This is a genomic window from Bacillus sp. OV322 (assembly GCF_900112495.1).
Taxonomy (GTDB): Bacteria; Bacillota; Bacilli; order Bacillales; family DSM-1321; genus Peribacillus.
The window spans coordinates 780686-799035 of the sequence record NZ_FOMA01000001.1 but is presented as its reverse complement, the minus strand read 5'-3'; the positions used below and the strand labels follow the sequence as shown (position 1 = coordinate 799035).

Genomic DNA, 18350 nt, shown 5'->3' with positions numbered 1-18350 from the left:
GCAAAGGAAAATTCATGCAAGCTAGAAGAACTTTATTCACTTTTAGTTGACATAATATTATTATGATTTATCTTTCGGAGAAAAGCTGATTCCATAAACTTTATTGTTATGGAACATGACAGCTGACTTTCGCTCCAAAATGCTTGCTTCAGCTTGAATTAATGGTGGAATGGCCTCACAGAACACATTAAAAAGCAGCTATATATAAGAAAAGATTAAAAAAAGAACCCGGCATCTGCCTGGTTCTTTAATTCGGGAACATTATCTTTTTCCTTTAATATATGGCTGACCGGATGCCTTTGGAGCATCTGCCCGTCCGATGAAACCTGTTAGTGCGATAATGGTCAGTACATATGGAGCAATGAGCAGGTAAACCGGAGGAATATCCTTGAAAAATGGCAGACTCGCTCCGACAACACTCAAGCTTTGAGCTAATCCGAAGAATAGTCCAGCACCCATTGCGCCCAGCGGATGCCACTTTCCGAATATCATGGCAGCCAGCGCCATAAAGCCCTGTCCATTAATGGTTGAGTGACTGAAGTCATTTGTTACCGTCAATGCGTGAACAGCACCGCCGACTCCGCCAAGAGCACCAGACAGCATAACGCCTAAATATCTGATTTTAAAAACGCTGACTCCCATAGTATCTGCTGCCATTGGGTGTTCACCGACTGCACGTATACGAAGCCCCACTGGAGTTTTGTAGATAATATACCATACAGCTACAGCAAGCAAAATTGCTATATATGACACATAATAGCCGTCTGAGAAAAAGATTTTTCCGATAAACGGTATATCACTTAATACAGGAATATCCACTTTATTAAAAGTAGCCTGAATAACATCTGTCTGGCCTTTTCCATAAATCAGCTTCACCAGGAAAAGCGTTAACCCTACGGCAAGTAAATTGATGGCGACACCGCTGACTGTCTGATCGGCACGAAAGGTAATAGTGGCCACAGCGTGCAGAAGGGAAAAAATCATGGCTGCAACCATGGCAACAATGACTGAAATCCACGGTGTCCAGCTCCCCAGCTGATCTGCGAACGTTAAATCAAATACGATACTGACAAATGCGCCAATGACCATTAATCCTTCCAGCCCGATGTTGACTACACCGGTCCGTTCTGAGAAAACGCCGCCTAGCGCAGTGAAGATAAGTGGAGCTGCAAGAGCGATCATAGCTGGTACGATAATTTGCAGAATTTGATAGAAATCCACTTATTTCACCCCCTTCTTGGAAAAACGATTTATTATCAAGCGAATGAAATAGCTTGAAGCAACAAAAAATATAATTAAAGCTATTACTATATCAACTATTTCATTTGGAACATTTGCTGCAAGCGGCATATTCAGCGCCCCGGTCTTCAATCCTCCGAATAGCATAGCTGCGAGCACCACGCCAATGGCTGTATTGCCGCCGAGAAGTGCAACGGCTATGCCGTCAAAGCCTACCCCTGTAAAACCGTTTTTGATGGCAGCGTATCCGAACGTTCCAAGTCCCTCCATGGAGCCGGCAAGCCCTGCAAACGCCCCAGAGATAACCATGGACATGATAATGTTGCGGTTTACGCTCATTCCTGCGTATTCAGAAGCATGCTGATTAAATCCTACAGCTTTTAATTCAAATCCTGTTGTTGTTTTCTCAAGAATAAACCACATCACTATAGCGCATATAATCGCAATGACAATACCCCAGTGCAGCCTTGAAAAATCGGTTAGTCCCTGAAGGAAGCCAGAACTAAGGGATGCGCTGTTATGAATAGGATCCGTCTGGTCTTTCTTATCTGTCAGAACATTGGCAATCAAGTAATTTGTCAGATGCAGGGCAGTATAATTCAGCATGATGGTTACAATAACCTCATGGACCCTGAATCTTGCTTTTAATAGTCCGGGAATGAATGCCCATAAAGCACCTGCGAGCGCACCTGCAAGCAGGGCAAGCGGCAAATGAATCACTTTGGGCAGGTCGAATGCAAGTCCCACCCATACTGAAGCGAACCATCCAACAATCAGCTGCCCTTCAACCCCGATATTGAATAGACCGGTTCTAAAAGCAAAAGCTACAGCCAGGCCAGACAAAATGTAAGGAGTAATCTGCCGGATGGATTCCCCGACATAATAGCTTTCTCCGAAAATTCCCTGTAGCATTGCTGAATAGCCCGCAATAGGGTCATATCCGCTGACAAGCATGATTATGGCACCTGCAATAAGGCCAAGCAATACAGAGATAACCGGAATTGATAAGTTTAATAGTTTCTTAGACATGTGACGCCCCACCTGCTTCCATTCTCTTGCTTCCTGCCATCAATAATCCCAGTTCCTGCTCTGTTGTTTCCTTAGGATTCACGATAGCTACTATTTCACCTTCATAAATTACTGCTATTCGATCACTTACATTCATGATTTCATCAAGCTCGAAGGAAATAAGCAAAACAGCCTTGCCCTGGTCCCGCTGCTCAATCAAACGTTTATGAATAAATTCTATGGCCCCGACATCAAGACCCCTTGTCGGCTGTGCTGCAATCAAAAGATCCGGATTCCGGTCCACTTCACGGCCGATTATCGCTTTTTGCTGATTGCCTCCTGAAAGGGCTCTTGCCGGTGTATATTCACTTGGAGTTCTGACATCATACTCACTGATCAATGCCCTGGCTTTTTCATAAATCTTGTTGTATTTCAGAATGCCTCCTTTTGAGAAAGGATGATCCTTGTATGATTGCAATACGATATTTTCTCCAATGGAATAATCCAATACAAGCCCGTGTTTATGCCGATCCTGAGGAATATGTCCTACTCCCGAGTGTGTTATTTTTCTTGGAGACTGATTTTGGATTTCCTTGCCGCCTATTTGCACCGTTCCAGATTCGGATTTTTTAAGACCAGTAATCGCCTCGATAAGTTCTGACTGCCCGTTGCCATCTACACCAGCGATACCGACAATTTCGCCGGCTCTCACAGAAAGATTCAAATTTTTAACTGCATAAACTCCCCGCGAGTCTTTCACATTAAGGCTTGATATTTCCAGCACCTGGCCTGCAGGATTTGCTTCACTTTTTTCTGTCTTGAATACAACATCCCGCCCAACCATAAGACTTGCCAGTGCATCCGGATCTGTTTCACTAACATTAACCGTGCCAATCCCCTGACCTTTGCGGATGACTGTAACCCGATCGCATACTTCCATTATCTCTTTAAGTTTATGGGTAATAAGAATAATTGATTTCCCCTCTTTGACAAGAGCTTTCATGATAGCCATTAACTCTTTTATTTCCTGAGGAGTCAGGACCGCTGTAGGTTCATCGAAAATCAGAATCTCCGCCCCTCTGTAAAGGGTTTTCAGAATTTCCACTCTCTGCTGCATGCCGACAGATATATCGGAAATCTTAGCTTCCGGATTGACACTCAGGCCGTAGCGTTCAGATAAGCCGTGCACTTCTTTATTGGCAGTCTTTAAATTAATCTTCCCTGCTTTAGAAGGCTCTTTTCCAAGAATGATATTTTCTGTGACTGTAAAAGGATCAACTAGCATAAAATGCTGATGCACCATCCCAATTCCCAATTCATTCGCAATATTCGGGTTTGTGATTTTCACTGGCTTTCCTTTAACCTTTATTTCTCCCCTTTCAGGCTGATATAGCCCAAAAAGGACGTTCATGAGGGTAGATTTACCTGCTCCATTTTCCCCAAGGAGAGCATGGATTTCACCCTTTTTTACCTGCAGCGTGACATTGTCGTTGGCTACGATTCCCGGAAATTCCTTTCGGATATTAAGCATCTCAATTACATATTCCACTTATAATCAGCTCCTAAAAAGATGAGTGCCATTCATTAGATTGCCAGTGAAGCCTGAAATTTTTGAAAGTTCAAATGAAAAACCATAACCTTTTATAGTCTTTCATTTGAATTTTCCGGTTTTTCAGTTAAGAAGAAGGAATAAAAGACTTTGCAGCCTATTATTCCTTCGATGGAAATTAAAACTTCATTGATTTTAATTCTGCGCGTGTTGCAGGAATCTTCACACTTCCTGCTTTAACTTTCTTGGTCCACTCATCCAAAGCTGTCTTAGCTTCAGGAGAGATGTTGGAATCAGGTACACTGATTGCATTTTCGTTCAGTCCATATTCGATGACTTTTCCGCCAGGGAATTGGCCATCTTTAGATTTCTTGGCAAGATCTTGAACAGCAATATCAACACGCTTAACCATTGAAGTTAATGTAACGTTGTAGTCTTTGCCGCCAGCTTGAAGCTTGCCTTCTTCTGTTTGGTCACGGTCTACACCGATTACCCAAACATCTTTGGATGGATCTTTTTTCTTAAGTTCTTTAGCAGCAGTGAATACTCCAGTACCAGTTCCGCCAGCAGCATGATAAATGATATCTATTCCAGAAGTGTACATGCTTGTTGCAATTGTTTTGCCCACATCAGGCTTAGCGAAATCTCCTGCATATTGCACTTTTACATCAATGCTCTTGTCAACAGATTTAACACCGGCAACAAAACCAACTTCAAACTTGTTGATTAGTTCGCCGTCTACTCCGCCAATAAAACCGATTTTCTTTGTTTTAGTCGATTTGGCTGCAACTACACCCGCAAGGAATGAACCTTCTTGCTCTTTAAAAGTGATGCTCGCAACATTTGGTTTATTTACAACAGAGTCAACGATTGCAAATTTGGAATCCTTGCGCTGATCAGCAATCTTTTCTACGTCTGGAGCCAGCTTATAGCCAATTCCGAAAATCAAATCAAACTTATTGCGGACTAGAGTATTCAGGTTTGTCGTGTAATCCGCATCTGATTTTGATTGCGCATAATCAAAACCGCTTGTACCTTTTTGCAGGTTGTTGTCTTTGCCGAATGCCTGAAGACCTTCCCAAGCGGATTGGTTAAAGGACTTATCATCCACGCCACCGGTATCCGTTACCATAGCCACAGTAAAGTTGTCTTTCTTGGAATCACCGTTTTTGCTTGAATTGTCATCGCTTTTGCCGCATGCACCTAACAGTGTACCAGCAGCCAGTACCAATGATAGTGCTAAGCCCATTTTACGCTTTTTCAAGGTTTGTACCCCCTACGGAATGATAGTTGATTTAGTAGAAATGTTCTGAATTTAAAATCTGTTGGCGTTTTCAAGTCTCTTAAAAAATTATATTCTTTTCCTGAGAACATGAAAACTGAACATATCCGCCTTAAAGTAGTTTACGGAATAAAGAATCGGCTCTTCATTTTCATCATAATGCATTTGTTTTAATACAAGCAATGCTGCTTCAGGGTCGCATTCAAGAATTGGAGAAATCTTCTCGTGATAGCCTATAGGCTCAATTTTTGCGACTGCATGAGATATTTTCCGGCTTGCTTCCTTTTCCAGGATATCAAAGAGCGATTCGTCCTGATGTGAAAAAGCTTCCGGCAATATACTTTCCGGTATCTTATCAATGCAATAAACAACCGGTTCGCCGTTTGCAGTCCTTACCCTTTCTATTAAAACGATTGAATCTTCAGGTGAACATGAAAAGCGCCGTAAATCTTCTTCTGCCGGACTTTGTGTGATAGAACTTAAGAAAATAGTCCCAGGCTTCATGCCTGCTTGTTTAATCATGTTTGTTACACTGTTAAGCTGTTCTATGCCAGATGAAAACATCGGCTGTGCATTAACAAAGGTTCCAACTCCGTGGCGGCGTATGATGACATTCTCTTCTTCGAGAATGCGCAGCGCCTCACGCAAAGTAGCCCTGCTTACTCCCAGCTCTTTGGCAAGATCAAATTCAGAAGGCAATTTTTCTTTTTCTTTATAAATCCCTTCTTCTATGTCTTGTTTAAGCCGGTCAATGACTTGCAAATACAAATGCCGATTATCTGACTTGATAGACATGCAGGTTCCTCCAACTATAATTCTTAAGACATCAGACATCTGATGTTCAATCATTCCTACTAATCGAAAATTACTATAACATTTTTTCAAATATAAATAAATAGAGATTTGAAATTAATCAAAAAAAATAGTATAGGCGAAATTATCAGTTAATTGTTGAGCCGATAATTTGAAAACACCTTTAAAAACCTTGACATATCTATACTTCAGCTGGATATGACGCTTTCGTTTTGTACTTGTGTATGCTATTATTTATAAAGTGTTTTTTTCGTATCCATGGGTTTGTTTTATAATAAAGCAGGTCTTATGGTCCATGCTTACAACTTAAACAATTGAGAGGATGTTTATATGCTGACAATTACTTCCTATACTTCCGAGCCCCTGATTGATCCTTTTGGTATCCTTACAGGACAGCGCTATGAGTTTTTCCTTGATATTGAGGTTCCTGAGGATGATGAGCTTTATAGCGAAAAGGGCTTATATATCAGGGTATTATATACCATCGAGGAAACCCGTGAAGGAATCCTGAAGTATGATATTCATGAAAAGGAATCGGAAGAGCTTTTGGACTTTGATTTAGAAGAGGAAGAAGTGAAATTGCTAGAAAACTTCTGTAAAGAACATCTCTCATAACTACTTCTGTTCTTAGCGATCAGGTCAGGAAAAACCCTAAAAACAGCAGATATACGATCTGCTGTTTTTAGGGTTTTTTGTTATGATAAATGAGCTTCATTTCCAGTCTCTTTTGGTGCCAATACAGTACGGGGCTTTGAGCCTTCATACGGCCCGACAATCCCTCTGGATTCCATTTCATCAATCAGTCTTGCAGCACGGGTATAGCCAATCCTGAACCTCCGCTGCAGCATGGATACAGAGGCTGTCTGCATCTCTACAATCAGGCTGACTGCCTCATCGTAAAGTGCGTCTTCCACCTCGCCAGTTGCTGTTTCAGGAATATCGTCAGGAATCATTTCTTCATTGTATTGTGCTTTTTGCTGTGAGATGACGTAATTCACTACATCCTCAACTTCGTGATCCGATAAAAATGCACCTTGAACACGAACTGGCTTTGACTGGCCGACTGGCAAAAACAGCATATCTCCTCTTCCAAGGAGCTTTTCAGCTCCTCCCATATCCAGAATTGTCCTGGAATCTGTCATTGAAGATACACTAAATGCAATTCTTGAAGGAATATTCGCTTTGATGATTCCTGTGATAACATCGACTGAAGGGCGCTGGGTAGCAATGATCAGATGGATCCCAGCTGCCCTCGCCATCTGTGCCAGTCGTGTAATAGCATCTTCCACATCTGAAGATGCAACCATCATTAAATCAGCAAGTTCATCAACAATCACGACGATATACGGAAGAAGGGGCTGCTGTGCATCTTCCTCGCTATTCTGTCTGACTACATATTCATTATAACCCTCAATATTACGTGTCCCAGTATGTGAAAACAGTTCATAGCGGCGTTCCATTTCACTTACGACTTTTTTAAGAGCCTGTGATGCTTTTTTAGGATCAGTGACAACAGGAGCCAATAAATGCGGAATGCCATTATATACATTAAGCTCTACCATTTTTGGATCAATCATCATCATTTTCACTTCATGAGGCTTAGCCCTCATTAAAATGCTCGTTATAATTCCATTGATGCAGACTGATTTACCGCTTCCTGTTGAACCTGCAACAAGCAAGTGGGGCATCTTGTTCAGCTCTGCCATGACCGCTTCTCCAGAAATATTCCGGCCCAGTCCTATCTGCAGCTTTGCATCAGGTTTATTATTTTCTTTTGATTCAAGCACTTCCCTTAAAGATACCATAGCAATCTCAGAATTAGGCACCTCAATGCCAATTGCAGACTTGCCTGGAATCGGTGCTTCAATACGTATATCCTTTGCAGCAAGTGCAAGCGCAAGGTCATCCGATAAGCTGACGATTTTGCTTACCTTGACACCGACGTCTGGATGCACTTCATATTTGGTAACAGCCGGCCCTAAGTGCACCTGTGTCACCTTCGCTTTAACCCCGAAACTTTTAAAGGTGCTTTCAAGCTTGGCCGCATTATCATGAATTAACTGAAATTCACCGCTTTGATCCGTTTTTTTCGGATGATTTAAAAGTGAAAGTGCTGGAAGATTATATTTTTTATTTTCAACTTCCGTAAAATTAATGGCTGGAACGATATCATCACTTTCAGATTTCCCGTCTTTTCCTGCGGGAGCTGCATTTTCTTCATTTACTGTATCTGCTAAAGAAGCAGCGTCCTTTTCAACAGGCTCTGTTCCTTCCCCGTATGCTTTTTCTGCAAAGTTAGAAATGAGTCTTCGGGAAGGCAGTTCCTCTTCTTCTTCTGGAAGATTTTCTTCCGGCAAAGGATTATTTGCTGATTTCTTTTCTTTCTTCGTTTGTTTTTCCTGCTGTTCCTGCTTCTTATTTTCCTTTTTTTCCTGATTCCAAGTCTTCATATCTTCCCTGAAGGCTCCCCACTGTGAAGTAATAAAAACAGCACAATACCGGATTAATTTCCCCAGTGTTTCTCCAAAAGATTTGCCAGTGAGAAGGATCACGCCAATTATAATGAAGATTACAGCGACTATTGTAGAACCTGCCTGGTCAAAAAGGAAATAGGAAGATGCAAACAAGATGGCTCCAATCATTCCTCCTCCAAGATCCGGCGGGGTGCTTGTTTGACCGTTAACTTCCATCCAGAAAAGCTCCCATGTATTAGCAATTACGCTTGGCTTTTTAAACGGTCCCCCTTCAGCAAGCAATCTGAAGAGATGCACATGGCTTAACAGAAGAATACTGCAGACGATAAAGTAAATTCCAACAAGCTGTCTTTTTAAAAACAGCGGAGCTGACCTTTTGATCATTAAATAAAGGCTGACAGCAATCATCCCAAGCAAAAACAGGATATACCACTCACCCATAAAAAATCTTACTAAAAAGACAATGCTCTTTCCAACGGCACCGAGCTTTGCGATGGCGATTGCAGTAAGACCCAATATGGCCAGACCTAACAATTCATATTTTAAGGTGCCTTTTAATGTCTCTGTACTTTTTTTCTTTTTCCTTTTTTTCTTTTTCGCCATTTTTACCACCTGACTTTTCATGCAATATGTATTCAATATCCATTGTAAGAATACCGGCATCTTTGTTCAATTTTCTGTAAGCATTCTCTATAAATAACGAAGAAAGCAGCCTTGCCGGCTGCTTAATATTATTTCCTTCAGTATATCATAATTTGCATGGCTTGGACCTTTTTTCTAATTATTAAACCCTTGCAAAACAGGCAAATAAGACCCTGGCTGAATGGCATGAACCAGATAATGCGCAGGATCAGTGCTTATGATCCTCTGAACACGAAAGCTTGTCGGACTCTGCTGTTCAATTAATATCGGAATGCCATCATACGAATAGTTGTGGATATTGTGGAAAGCCTCCGCGGCATGCGGAAAGACCTGTTCCGGCGGCAGAATGGTATATAAGGTCATTGCAGAATTCCTTCATCGCCATTTTCAGATGATGCCCTTGAAGCGTCAATCAGCTCATTCAGCTTTTTCATGGCCTGGCCTATTCCGCCCACATCATCCATCAAACCAAATTCGACTGCATCATGGCCGATGACATTCGTCCCGATATCTCTTGTTAAATTGCCTTTTGCAAACATAAGGTCCTTAAATTGTTCTTCACTCACTTGAGAATGCTTTGTTACAAACCTGATGACCCTCTCCTGCATCTTATCCAGGTATTCGAAGGTTGCAGGCACACCAATGACCATTCCAGTCAGTCTGATTGGATGAATGGTCATTGTCGCTGTTTCAGCAATAAAAGAATAATCGCAGGAAACAGCTATCGGCACTCCGATAGAATGTCCGCCTCCTAATACGATTGATACAGTGGGCTTTGATAATGAAGCAAGCATTTCAGATATAGCCAATCCTGCCTCCACATCTCCTCCTACCGTATTCAATATAACCAGGAGACCTTCTATCTTTGGATTCTGTTCTATCGCTACGATTTGAGGAATAACATGTTCATATTTAGTTGTTTTATTTTGAGGAGGCAGCTGGATATGTCCCTCGATTTGCCCGACAATCGTCAAACAATGAATGCTTGAATCCTGTGACATATGGGGCACGTTCGTCTGTCCAAGCTGCTGGATTTTTTCAATTAATGTAGAATTCTTGCCTTCTTCAGGTTTATTTGGCTGCGGTACATTCTCCATTACAAAACTCCTTCCGTCTGCGTATACAACCATATTATTGTCTCAAAATAGCGAGTTCATTCGCAGTCCGGCCAAGGAAAATGAATGTTATTTTGCAAAAAGACAACAAATCGCACAATAAAACCACTTGTAAATCCGGGAAAAAAAAGCCCTGATTGCACTAGTACAACCAGGACCAACTTTACAGTGATATTAAATTTCCATGATGATCGGCAGGATCATTGGACGTCTTTTGGTTTTTTCGTATAGGAAGGAATTCAGTGAGTCCCTCATTTCCTGTTTTAGTGAGGACCAGTCAAAAGGCTGTTTTGTTCCGGTTTTCTTCACGATTTCATTGACGAGTGAAGTAGCTTCATCCATCAGTTTTTCAGACTCCCTCACATATACAAATCCGCGTGAAATAATTTCCGGTCCTGCAGCAATTGTCTTATCAGATTTATTGAGAGTAACGACGACTATCAGAGTGCCATCCTGTGAAAGCAATCTGCGGTCCCGAAGGACGATATTCCCTACATCTCCGACTCCGCTGCCATCTATTAAAATATTGCCGGCGGAAACCTTGCCAGCAAGGCGGATTTGTTCCGAATTAATTTCAACGATATCCCCTTTATCGGCAATGATAATATTTTCCCTGTCAAGGCCAGCTGCCACGCCCACCTTTTCGTGTGCATATAAGTGGCGGTATTCACCATGTACAGGGATAAGGAATTTAGGTTTCATTAAATTCAGCATCATTTTCAATTCTTCCTGGCTGCCATGGCCGGTAACATGTACCTTATATCGGCTTGAAACAACATTTGCACCCACCCTGTAAAGAAGATCAATCGTTTTGGCAAGATTGATTTCTCCTCCTTTTAGTGGAGAAGCGGCAATTAAGACGGTGTCTCCTTCAGAAATTGCCACCTGCCTGTGTGACTGCCTCGCCATTTTTTGCAGAGCTTCTATAGGTTCCCCTTGATGTCCCGTGGATAGAATGACTACTTTGTTAGATTCATAGGAAGAAAGTTCTGAAACAGGAATGATTGCATCTTCTGCTACCTTTAAATATCCTAAATCAAGCGCTGTATTATACACTCTATGAAGGCTCTTCCCGACCACTGCGACTTTTCGTCCGCTTTTTGCAGCAGCATTAAAAACATGCTGAATACGATTCACATTCGATGCAAAGCAGGCAACAATAATTCTGCCGCGGGCATTTTCAAAGGCATCTGCCATATCTTTTGCAACAATCGCCTCAGAAGGTGTATATCCAGGTTTTTCTGCTCCGGTACTATCAGAAAGAAGGCAGAGAACCCCTTTTTCTCCAAGTGCCGCCATTTTGCCAATCTCAGGTTTGTAAAGCTCCGAGGCAGCTTGGTCAAATTTAAAATCACCTGTATAAACTATTGCCCCTTCAGAGGTATGAATGGCGATACCCACTGAGTCAGGAATACTGTGATTCGTTCTGAAAAAGGAAATATCAGCCTCTGGAAAATTCAGTACTGTATCTGAATCCACCTCAATAAACTCTGTTTTTCCTTTGTAATCATCTTCTCTTAATTTCGCTTTAACCAAGGCAATCGTAAGTTTCGTGCCAAATACCGGCGCCTTTAAATATTTCAGGATATAGGCGAGCGCACCCATATGATCTTCATGTCCATGACTGATGAATATTCCTTTCAGCCTGCTTTTATTTTCCATAATGTAGGAAATATCCGGTATCACAGCATCAATTCCAAGCATTTCCTCCTCAGGAATCATTAAGCCTGAATCTAAAAGAAATAAATCTTCATTAACTTCAACAATATACATATTTTTTCCAAGCTCCCCCTGTCCTCCAAGGGAAATTACCTTTATGCCGCTGTTATCTTTTTCTTTAACCAATCTAATATCCTCCTTAAAAATCTGGCCGTTCAAAATCCAATTGAATTTATTATACATGATGTAAAAAAAACAATACAATACTTAACCTTTTTAAGGAGTATTGATAAAAATGTTCTAAATCGCTGGCACATTTTTTCATGCATTATATGTATGTATTAATGTATTTAACCTCACTTATTCCAGATATGGTTTACTAGTCGGTATTTTTATAACCTAACTTTTATGCCTCTAAACCTGGCAGCGCTTACTTGCACATCTTCCCGCCGGGATCCCCAGCCAACTAAATATATTCTTCATAGAAGGATAATAATTCCAATCTCTATATATCCGATGACAGCCTTTACGTCAGATGAATGCGAAAACTATGTATAGTAAAAGTATAAAGAAAAGACTTATGATTTGAAAGAATTATTTTATAATTCCACTTATGGTTTAACCGCAATAAAGATTTATTATAAAGGCTGTTTTCGTAAACGTTGCTACTATGAAACAAGGTGGTTGATTTCCGCTCCAGGATGCTCGCTTTCCTCAGGGCGTGCCCTCCTCGGCTGCGCCTGTGGGGTTTAACCTGTTCCGCTAATCTAAGCAGGAGTCCCGCACCTTGCGCTCCAATCAACCTGACTTAACATTGGAACACATAAAAAAAACAATAATCTTTAAGAAATAGCCATGATAAAACAAGCCAATCAAAGATGACTGGCTTGTTTTCTCTTGCTGATTATTTAATTAAAGCATTCAATGCTGCCCGTTCCTGCTCAGTTAGCGGCAGGATAGGAAGCCTGACAGAGCCGACATCCATGCCTTTGATCTGCAGTGCAGTCTTAACAGGTGCCGGGCTCGGTGCTGCAAATAAGCCCTTCATAACAGGCTGTAATTTTTGATGCATTACAGTTGCCTCTCCTATGTTACCGGATAAGTATGCTTCGATCATTTCCTGCATTTCATTCCCGATTATATGCGAGGCTACAGAAACTATGCCGGCTCCTCCAATAGAAAGAACTGGTATCGTCAATCCGTCATCCCCGCTGTATAACAAAAAGTCATCACTTGTTCCGGCGATGATTTCTGTCATGGCATTTAAATCCCCGCTAGCTTCTTTTACAGCTACAATATTATTGATTTCAGCAAGCCTGATTACTGTTTCAGGAGCAATATTCACAGATGCCCTTCCCGGAATATTGTAAATCATGACAGGAAGCAAAGTACTGTCTGCAATAGCCTTGAAGTGCTGATACAGGCCTTCCTGATTTGTCCTGTTATAATATGGGGCCACAAGCATAACAGCATCTGCGCCATTTTGTTCAGCTTTTTTAGTGAATTCAATTGAGGCATAGGTATTATTGCTGCCTGTTCCCATGATGACAGGCACTCTTTTATCTGCTATTTCTGCTACATGGCGAAGCAGTGCAATCTTTTCTTCTGATGACAGTGTTGGAGATTCTCCGGTTGTTCCGCAAATAACAAGTGAATCTGTACCATTTTCAATCAGGTAATTTACCAGCTTTGTTGTCTTGTTAAAATCAATGTTCCCATTTTTATCAAATGGAGTTACCATTGCTGTGGACACTCTTCCAAAATTTATCATAATATACACCCCATATTTAATTCCGCTAATTAATCTGTAATTTTGTATTCCGCAATCTCTTTATGAAGCTGGAAAGCATCATGCAGAGAATTCACCGCTTCTACTAAATCATTTTCCTTTACCAAAACCCAGATAGTTGTATGGCTATCTGCGGATTGCAAAATGCCGATTCCCTTTTCAGACAAGGCCGTTACAATTTTGGAAGCAACACCCGGAACACCGTTTATTCCAGCGCCGACTACAGATACTTTTGCGCAATTTTCCTGCACAATCGGCTCGTGACCCATTTCGTCCAATATTTTAATGGCATGCCCGGTCATGTCCTCTGAAACGGTGTAAACTACACCCATAGGCGATATATTGATAAAATCCACACTAATAGAGGCTTTGGCCATAGCCTGGAAAACTTCTGCCTGTAAGTTGTATTGATTTTTTTTTGCCAATACCTTTATTTGTGTAATTTTAGAAACGTGTGCAATTCCCGTTACAAGCCTCTCACGGATATCACTTCCGCGTCGGTCCTTGTTGATGCTGGTCACCAGTGTACCTATTCCGTCTGTATAGGTGGACCTTATTCTTATCGGAACCTTTGCTCCCATGGCAATTTCCACTGCCCGGGGATGAATAACCTTTGCACCCTGGTACGCAAGGTTGCATACCTCATTATATGTGACTACAGAAAGCGGGCGTGCATGCTCAGCAATCCTTGGATCCGCCGTCATTATCCCTTCTACATCTGTAAAAATATCAACCCATTCTGCACCCACCGCCGCTCCGATTGCAGCTGCAGATGTGTCGCTTCCTCCGCGGCCAATGGTGGTTATGTCGCCGTTTTTTGCAGCACCCTGAAATCCTGCTACAACAACAGCATCATGATCTTCAAGCTCTTTCAGCAGATGATCGCATTTCATTTCCATGATTTTTGCATTGGTATGATCATTATTTGTCCTGAAACCTGCCTGCCCGCCAGTAAGAGAAGAAGCTTTTATTCCATTTTCGAGAAGCATATTAGTAAATACAACCGAAGAAATCGTTTCACCAACAGATAGCAGCAGATCTTGCTCTCTTTTAGTAATCAGGGAATGTGAGCCTTTTACAAGAGAAAGAAGCGTATCCGTAGCATAAGGATCTCCGCTTCTGCCCATGGCAGAAACAACCACAATGACCTTATACCCTTCTTCAAGAGCTTTTTCAATATGGCGCTTTGCATGAAGTCTGCTTTCTTCGTCGCGGACAGATGTCCCGCCGAATTTCTGTACGATGATTTTCATATTAACACCTCAAATGTAAGCCAGCTCTCCTAAAAGGAAAGCCGGCAGTCCTAATCATTATTTATTTTATATCCACTAATCCAAGCTTTAGCAAGCTTTCTGCAATTTGAACGGAATTCCAGGCAGCTCCTTTTAATAGGTTATCTGAAACAACCCATAAATGGAAACCTTTCTCCTCATCCAAATCTTTCCTGACCCTTCCTACAAACACTTCATTCTTCCCGACTGCAGCTTGCGGCATCGGGTACACCTGATTTGCCGGATCGTCCTGAAGTATGATGCCATCTGCTCCTTTTAAGAGACCCTGTATATCAGGCACAGAAACTCCAGATTGGCCAATTTCAATATAAACAGATTCAGAATGTCCAGTTTCTACTGGAAGGCGTACGCAAGTAGCTGAAACAGGAAGATCAGGCATATGCATGATTTTTTTTGTTTCATTGATCATTTTCATCTCTTCAAATGTATAGCCATTTTCCTGGAACTTATCTATTTGAGGTATTACATTAAATGCAATCTGATAATGATTTTTATCTCCCTTTACAGGAAGGATTGCAGGTTTTGCCTCTTTTCCTTCAAGAATGGCCCGTGACTGCTCCTTCAGCTCAGAAATAGCTGCGGCCCCTGCACCGGAAACTGCCTGGTAAGTAGACACGATGACTTTATTCAGCCCGAACTGCTTTCTGATTGGTTCAAGAGCAACAACCATTTGGATTGTTGAACAATTGGGATTGGCAATAATGCCATTATGGTTCTTTAAATCTTCTTCATTAACCTCAGGAACAACCAATGGCACATTCTGGTCCATCCTGTAAGCACTGGTATTGTCAATCACGATGGCGCCGCGCTTAACTGCTTCAGGGGCAAACAATTTGGAGATGTTTCCTCCTGCACTGAACAATGCAATGTCGATGCCTTCAAAGCTTTCCGGCTTTGCTTCCTGAACTTCTATCTCCATGCCCTTAAAAAGCACCTTTGTGCCGGCAGAACGGGCTGAAGAAAGCAGTGTAAGGTTTTTTATAGGCAGATTTCTGTTTTCAAGAGTTTTCAGCATTTGCTGTCCGACTGCCCCTGTTGCTCCAACAACCGCGATATTCAATCCTTTTGTTTCAAACATTGGTCCATACCCCTTTTCAATAATAAGCAGCATCATCTGTTAAATGGATAATCTTTAATTTTACTTCATGGCACAGCACAGCCGGCAAACCGCCCAGCTTTACTATGGAACATATCATGTATTAATCGGTTCGTATATTTTATTTTTCTTTCTAGGAATACCATTTATTTTAACATACTCACAATCTAAATAAACAGATTTTGTGCTAAATTATCTTATGCATCAGGTGACCGGCATTAGATAGCGCTTTAATTACCGTCTTTAAATCTTTCAACGATAACAGGCTGGATCTGCTCTCCGTTAATTGCTGCCACAATTGTATCTCTGATCATACTCATTCTCGCAACCATAGAATTTGGTTTTTTCAGAGGGTCATCCTGGCCGTAAGGCACAAAGTAAATATCCTTTGCAGCCATAAGTCTCATAAGATTCACTCCGTTAAGGCCGAGGGCATCATTTGTAGAAATTCCGACAACAACCGGACGGTGATTTCTTATTGTAGCTTTTGCAGCCATAAGTACTGGTGAATCGGTAAGTGCATTGGCCATTTTGCTCATTGAGTTGCCTGTAAGCGGAGCGATCACCATGCAGTCAAGAGGCATTTTGGGGCCAAGCGGCTCTGCTTTGACTATTGTATCCACAACATGATGGCCTGTCAGTTTTTCGATTCGCTCTATCCAATCCTCCCCCTTGCCAAATCGCGTTTCTGTATGCTGGACGGTACTTGTCACAACCGGCACCACTTCAGCACCTTCATTTACTAATTTCTCAATTTCCGGAAAAACAATGTCATACGTGCAGTGAGAACCTGTCAATCCAAATCCTATTCTTTTACCTTGTAGGCTCATGTCGTTTTCCCCTTTCTTTTTTTAATATCGTCTCTTATAAGCTGTGACAAAGCATTTGCGAGTATCTTTCCGGCTGTTTTAGGAGCAACGATACCCGGAAGACTTGGAGCAAGCAGGGCTTTAATGCCCCGTTTTTCAGCGTAGCGGAAATCTGTCCCCCCTGGTTTTGAGGCCAAATCGATAATAAGCGTGTGAACAGGCATATTGGCTAATACAGAGGCTGTTATGATAGGATAAGGAATGGTATTGATACATATATCAACATCAGTCACTGCTTTTGGAAGCTCGTTTAAGTGAAAAGGCCATGCAGCCATCTCAGTGATTCTTGCAAGATCTTCGCTTTTTCTCGCCCCCACCTTCACTTTGGCTCCAAGTGACTGAAATGACCTGGCGACACTCATTCCGACGCGTCCAAGGCCCAGGACAGCCACATTTGAACCATGTATCGTATAATCAGTATGTTGAATCGCCATCATGATTGTTCCTTCTACTGTGGGAATGGAATTATAGATGGCTACATCATCTCTTTCAAAAAGCTGTACAAGGCGACGATTGGACTTTTTTATAATAGAATTGAGATAATCATTGCTAATTCCTGAATAAATGGTGCAATGTGGAGGTGTTTTCATCAGCGTTTCTTCATTTAAGAATACATCTTCACTTGAAAAGATGGTTTCAACCTTGCCATCTGCATTCGTTCCGCGGATAGGAAGTATTATAGAATCAATTTCAGAGAGATCAACATCTTCCAACTTTTCTTTAACAGCCCCTGTAAATGCATGATCAAGCTGTTCAAAACCAATCAGCCAAAGCTTTGCATCGAGCTCTGTTAGCTTCCTGATGACTTCCAGCTGCCTCGCATCTCCGCCTATCACTGCAATCTGCACACCTGTGAGCATCAAACATCACCTTCTTTTATAGACTGCTCTCTTCATTTTCAATCACTGCTTCATTCCCAACATATTATGTGTTTTCTAAACAATAGGTGAAGAAATACATAAAGTTGCCTTTAAAAGCAAAATAAAAAAGCTGCGGGATGCAGCTTTTTTTTGCACAGATTCAGTAAATGTTACGCCTGCGGTTTTTCACTCAGTAAAGCTTTCATTTTCAGCTATATCTATGATAATCATATCTGCGCCGATTTTCCTAATATGGCTCCATGGCACTCTCACTTCATTGCCGTTTTTACGGAGGCCGAACCACTTGACTGAGGGTATGATAAGAGCAGTAATTTGCCCTTTCTCATCTATCTCTAAGTCTGTCTGGCCAAGCACGCCCAATCTTTCCGCTCTCTTGATATCTACAATTTCTTTACCGCTTAATTCACTTAGCCTCATGCCGCGCCTCCTTAATACGTCCTTATTACACTATATCGGGGTGCCCGGCCGCTTAGAAGCAAAGAAGCAGCAGAACTGAAAAAAAACCTTGTATAACGTTTATTTAAAGGATTTAATAACTCCCGTACCACGGGTAAATATTAGCGTTTGCCTTATTTAAAATTTATGAAAAGGAAATACTGCGGCTTGGCTAGCATCAAAAAAAAGACCCATTTGGCATCGCTC

At 41.6% G+C, this 18350-nt stretch carries 16 protein-coding genes; 1 reads left to right on the top strand and 15 read right to left on the bottom strand.

From position 1 onward, the window contains the following. Positions 1–261: 261 nt before the first annotated feature. The 5 genes from BM126_RS03960 to BM126_RS03940 all read right to left on the bottom strand — a co-directional run bounded on the left by BM126_RS03960 (position 262) and on the right by BM126_RS03940 (position 5873). Positions 262–1182, bottom strand: a complete 921-nt coding sequence (locus BM126_RS03960) for an ABC transporter permease (protein WP_371261406.1) — start codon at positions 1180–1182, stop codon at positions 262–264. A 39-nt stretch (positions 1183–1221) separates the two neighbouring features. Beyond that, positions 1222–2268: an ABC transporter permease gene (locus BM126_RS03955; RefSeq protein ID WP_090988226.1), complete on the bottom strand. Its 1047-nt coding sequence runs from the start codon at positions 2266–2268 to the stop codon at positions 1222–1224. Then, positions 2261–3796 (bottom strand): ABC transporter ATP-binding protein, encoded by a 1536-nt coding sequence (locus tag BM126_RS03950; protein ID WP_090988225.1) that lies wholly within the window; start codon positions 3794–3796, stop codon positions 2261–2263. Before BM126_RS03950 ends, BM126_RS03955 begins: the two co-directional genes overlap by 8 nt. Before the next feature lie 178 nt (positions 3797–3974). Next, positions 3975–5060, bottom strand: coding sequence for a BMP family lipoprotein (locus tag BM126_RS03945; RefSeq protein WP_090988224.1), 1086 nt, complete (start codon positions 5058–5060; stop codon positions 3975–3977). Positions 5061–5147: 87 nt separating this feature from the next. Continuing rightward, entirely contained in the window at positions 5148–5873 is a 726-nt protein-coding gene (locus tag BM126_RS03940) for a GntR family transcriptional regulator (protein ID WP_071350705.1), read from the bottom strand. A gap of 348 nt (positions 5874–6221) precedes the next feature. Here BM126_RS03940 and BM126_RS03935 point away from each other — a divergent pair, with 348 nt between their 5' ends. Beyond that, positions 6222–6506, top strand: coding sequence for a DUF6509 family protein (locus BM126_RS03935; RefSeq protein ID WP_090988223.1), 285 nt, complete (start codon positions 6222–6224; stop codon positions 6504–6506). A gap of 80 nt (positions 6507–6586) precedes the next feature. Here the strand turns inward: BM126_RS03935 and BM126_RS03930 are convergent, their stop codons facing one another. The 10 genes from BM126_RS03930 to BM126_RS03885 form a co-directional block, all read right to left on the bottom strand. Next, positions 6587–8968 carry an FtsK/SpoIIIE family DNA translocase gene (locus BM126_RS03930; RefSeq protein ID WP_090988222.1) on the bottom strand — a complete coding sequence of 794 codons (2382 nt, stop codon included), beginning with the start codon at positions 8966–8968 and terminating at the stop codon, positions 6587–6589. Positions 8969–9142: 174 nt separating this feature from the next. Beyond that, on the bottom strand, positions 9143–9370 hold the full coding sequence (locus BM126_RS03925; protein ID WP_090988221.1) for a YlzJ-like family protein: 228 nt from the start codon (positions 9368–9370) through the stop codon (positions 9143–9145). Next, entirely contained in the window at positions 9367–10104 is a 738-nt protein-coding gene (locus BM126_RS03920) for a ClpP family protease (RefSeq protein WP_071349557.1), read from the bottom strand. Before BM126_RS03920 ends, BM126_RS03925 begins: the two co-directional genes overlap by 4 nt. 192 nt (positions 10105–10296) lie before the next feature. Continuing rightward, a complete protein-coding gene (locus tag BM126_RS03915; protein ID WP_090988411.1) occupies positions 10297–12024 on the bottom strand; it encodes a ribonuclease J in 1728 nt (575 codons plus the stop codon). Positions 12025–12685: 661 nt separating this feature from the next. Beyond that, positions 12686–13552 carry a 4-hydroxy-tetrahydrodipicolinate synthase gene (gene dapA, locus BM126_RS03910; protein ID WP_090988220.1) on the bottom strand — a complete coding sequence of 289 codons (867 nt, stop codon included), beginning with the start codon at positions 13550–13552 and terminating at the stop codon, positions 12686–12688. Between the two features lie 29 nt (positions 13553–13581). After that, positions 13582–14823 (bottom strand): aspartate kinase, encoded by a 1242-nt coding sequence (gene dapG, locus BM126_RS03905; protein WP_090988219.1) that lies wholly within the window; start codon positions 14821–14823, stop codon positions 13582–13584. Positions 14824–14884: 61 nt separating this feature from the next. Beyond that, the gene (asd, locus tag BM126_RS03900; protein WP_090988217.1) at positions 14885–15940 is read right to left on the bottom strand and encodes an aspartate-semialdehyde dehydrogenase; all 1056 of its coding nucleotides are present in this window, start codon (positions 15938–15940) and stop codon (positions 14885–14887) included. 248 nt (positions 15941–16188) lie between these two features. Continuing rightward, positions 16189–16788 carry a dipicolinate synthase subunit B gene (locus tag BM126_RS03895; RefSeq protein ID WP_090988216.1) on the bottom strand — a complete coding sequence of 200 codons (600 nt, stop codon included), beginning with the start codon at positions 16786–16788 and terminating at the stop codon, positions 16189–16191. Next, the gene (gene dpaA / locus BM126_RS03890) at positions 16785–17687 is read right to left on the bottom strand and encodes a dipicolinic acid synthetase subunit A (RefSeq protein ID WP_090988215.1); all 903 of its coding nucleotides are present in this window, start codon (positions 17685–17687) and stop codon (positions 16785–16787) included. Before dpaA ends, BM126_RS03895 begins: the two co-directional genes overlap by 4 nt. Positions 17688–17873: 186 nt before the next feature. Next, complete coding sequence (locus BM126_RS03885; protein WP_090988214.1) at positions 17874–18125, bottom strand: YlmC/YmxH family sporulation protein; 252 nt, start codon at positions 18123–18125, stop codon at positions 17874–17876. Positions 18126–18350 lie beyond the last annotated feature (225 nt).

What these genes read in the sequence shown, in the direction of transcription:
- BM126_RS03960 (WP_371261406.1), bottom strand. Translation starts at nt 1,182, where the DNA reads ATGATCGCTCTTGCAGCTCCACTTATCTTCACTGCGCTAGGCGGCGTT.
- BM126_RS03955 (WP_090988226.1), bottom strand. Translation starts at nt 2,268, where the DNA reads ATGTCTAAGAAACTATTAAACTTATCAATTCCGGTTATCTCTGTATTG.
- BM126_RS03940 (WP_071350705.1), bottom strand. Translation starts at nt 5,873, where the DNA reads ATGTCTATCAAGTCAGATAATCGGCATTTGTATTTGCAAGTCATTGAC.
- BM126_RS03935 (WP_090988223.1), top strand. Translation starts at nt 6,222, where the DNA reads ATGCTGACAATTACTTCCTATACTTCCGAGCCCCTGATTGATCCTTTT.
- BM126_RS03930 (WP_090988222.1), bottom strand. Translation starts at nt 8,968, where the DNA reads ATGGCGAAAAAGAAAAAAAGGAAAAAGAAAAAAAGTACAGAGACATTA.
- BM126_RS03925 (WP_090988221.1), bottom strand. Translation starts at nt 9,370, where the DNA reads ATGACCTTATATACCATTCTGCCGCCGGAACAGGTCTTTCCGCATGCC.
- BM126_RS03920 (WP_071349557.1), bottom strand. Translation starts at nt 10,104, where the DNA reads ATGGAGAATGTACCGCAGCCAAATAAACCTGAAGAAGGCAAGAATTCT.
- BM126_RS03915 (WP_090988411.1), bottom strand. Translation starts at nt 12,024, where the DNA reads ATGTATAATAAATTCAATTGGATTTTGAACGGCCAGATTTTTAAGGAG.
- dapA (WP_090988220.1), bottom strand. Translation starts at nt 13,552, where the DNA reads ATGATAAATTTTGGAAGAGTGTCCACAGCAATGGTAACTCCATTTGAT.
- dapG (WP_090988219.1), bottom strand. Translation starts at nt 14,823, where the DNA reads ATGAAAATCATCGTACAGAAATTCGGCGGGACATCTGTCCGCGACGAA.
- asd (WP_090988217.1), bottom strand. Translation starts at nt 15,940, where the DNA reads ATGTTTGAAACAAAAGGATTGAATATCGCGGTTGTTGGAGCAACAGGG.
- BM126_RS03895 (WP_090988216.1), bottom strand. Translation starts at nt 16,788, where the DNA reads ATGAGCCTACAAGGTAAAAGAATAGGATTTGGATTGACAGGTTCTCAC.
- dpaA (WP_090988215.1), bottom strand. Translation starts at nt 17,687, where the DNA reads ATGCTCACAGGTGTGCAGATTGCAGTGATAGGCGGAGATGCGAGGCAG.
- BM126_RS03885 (WP_090988214.1), bottom strand. Translation starts at nt 18,125, where the DNA reads ATGAGGCTAAGTGAATTAAGCGGTAAAGAAATTGTAGATATCAAGAGA.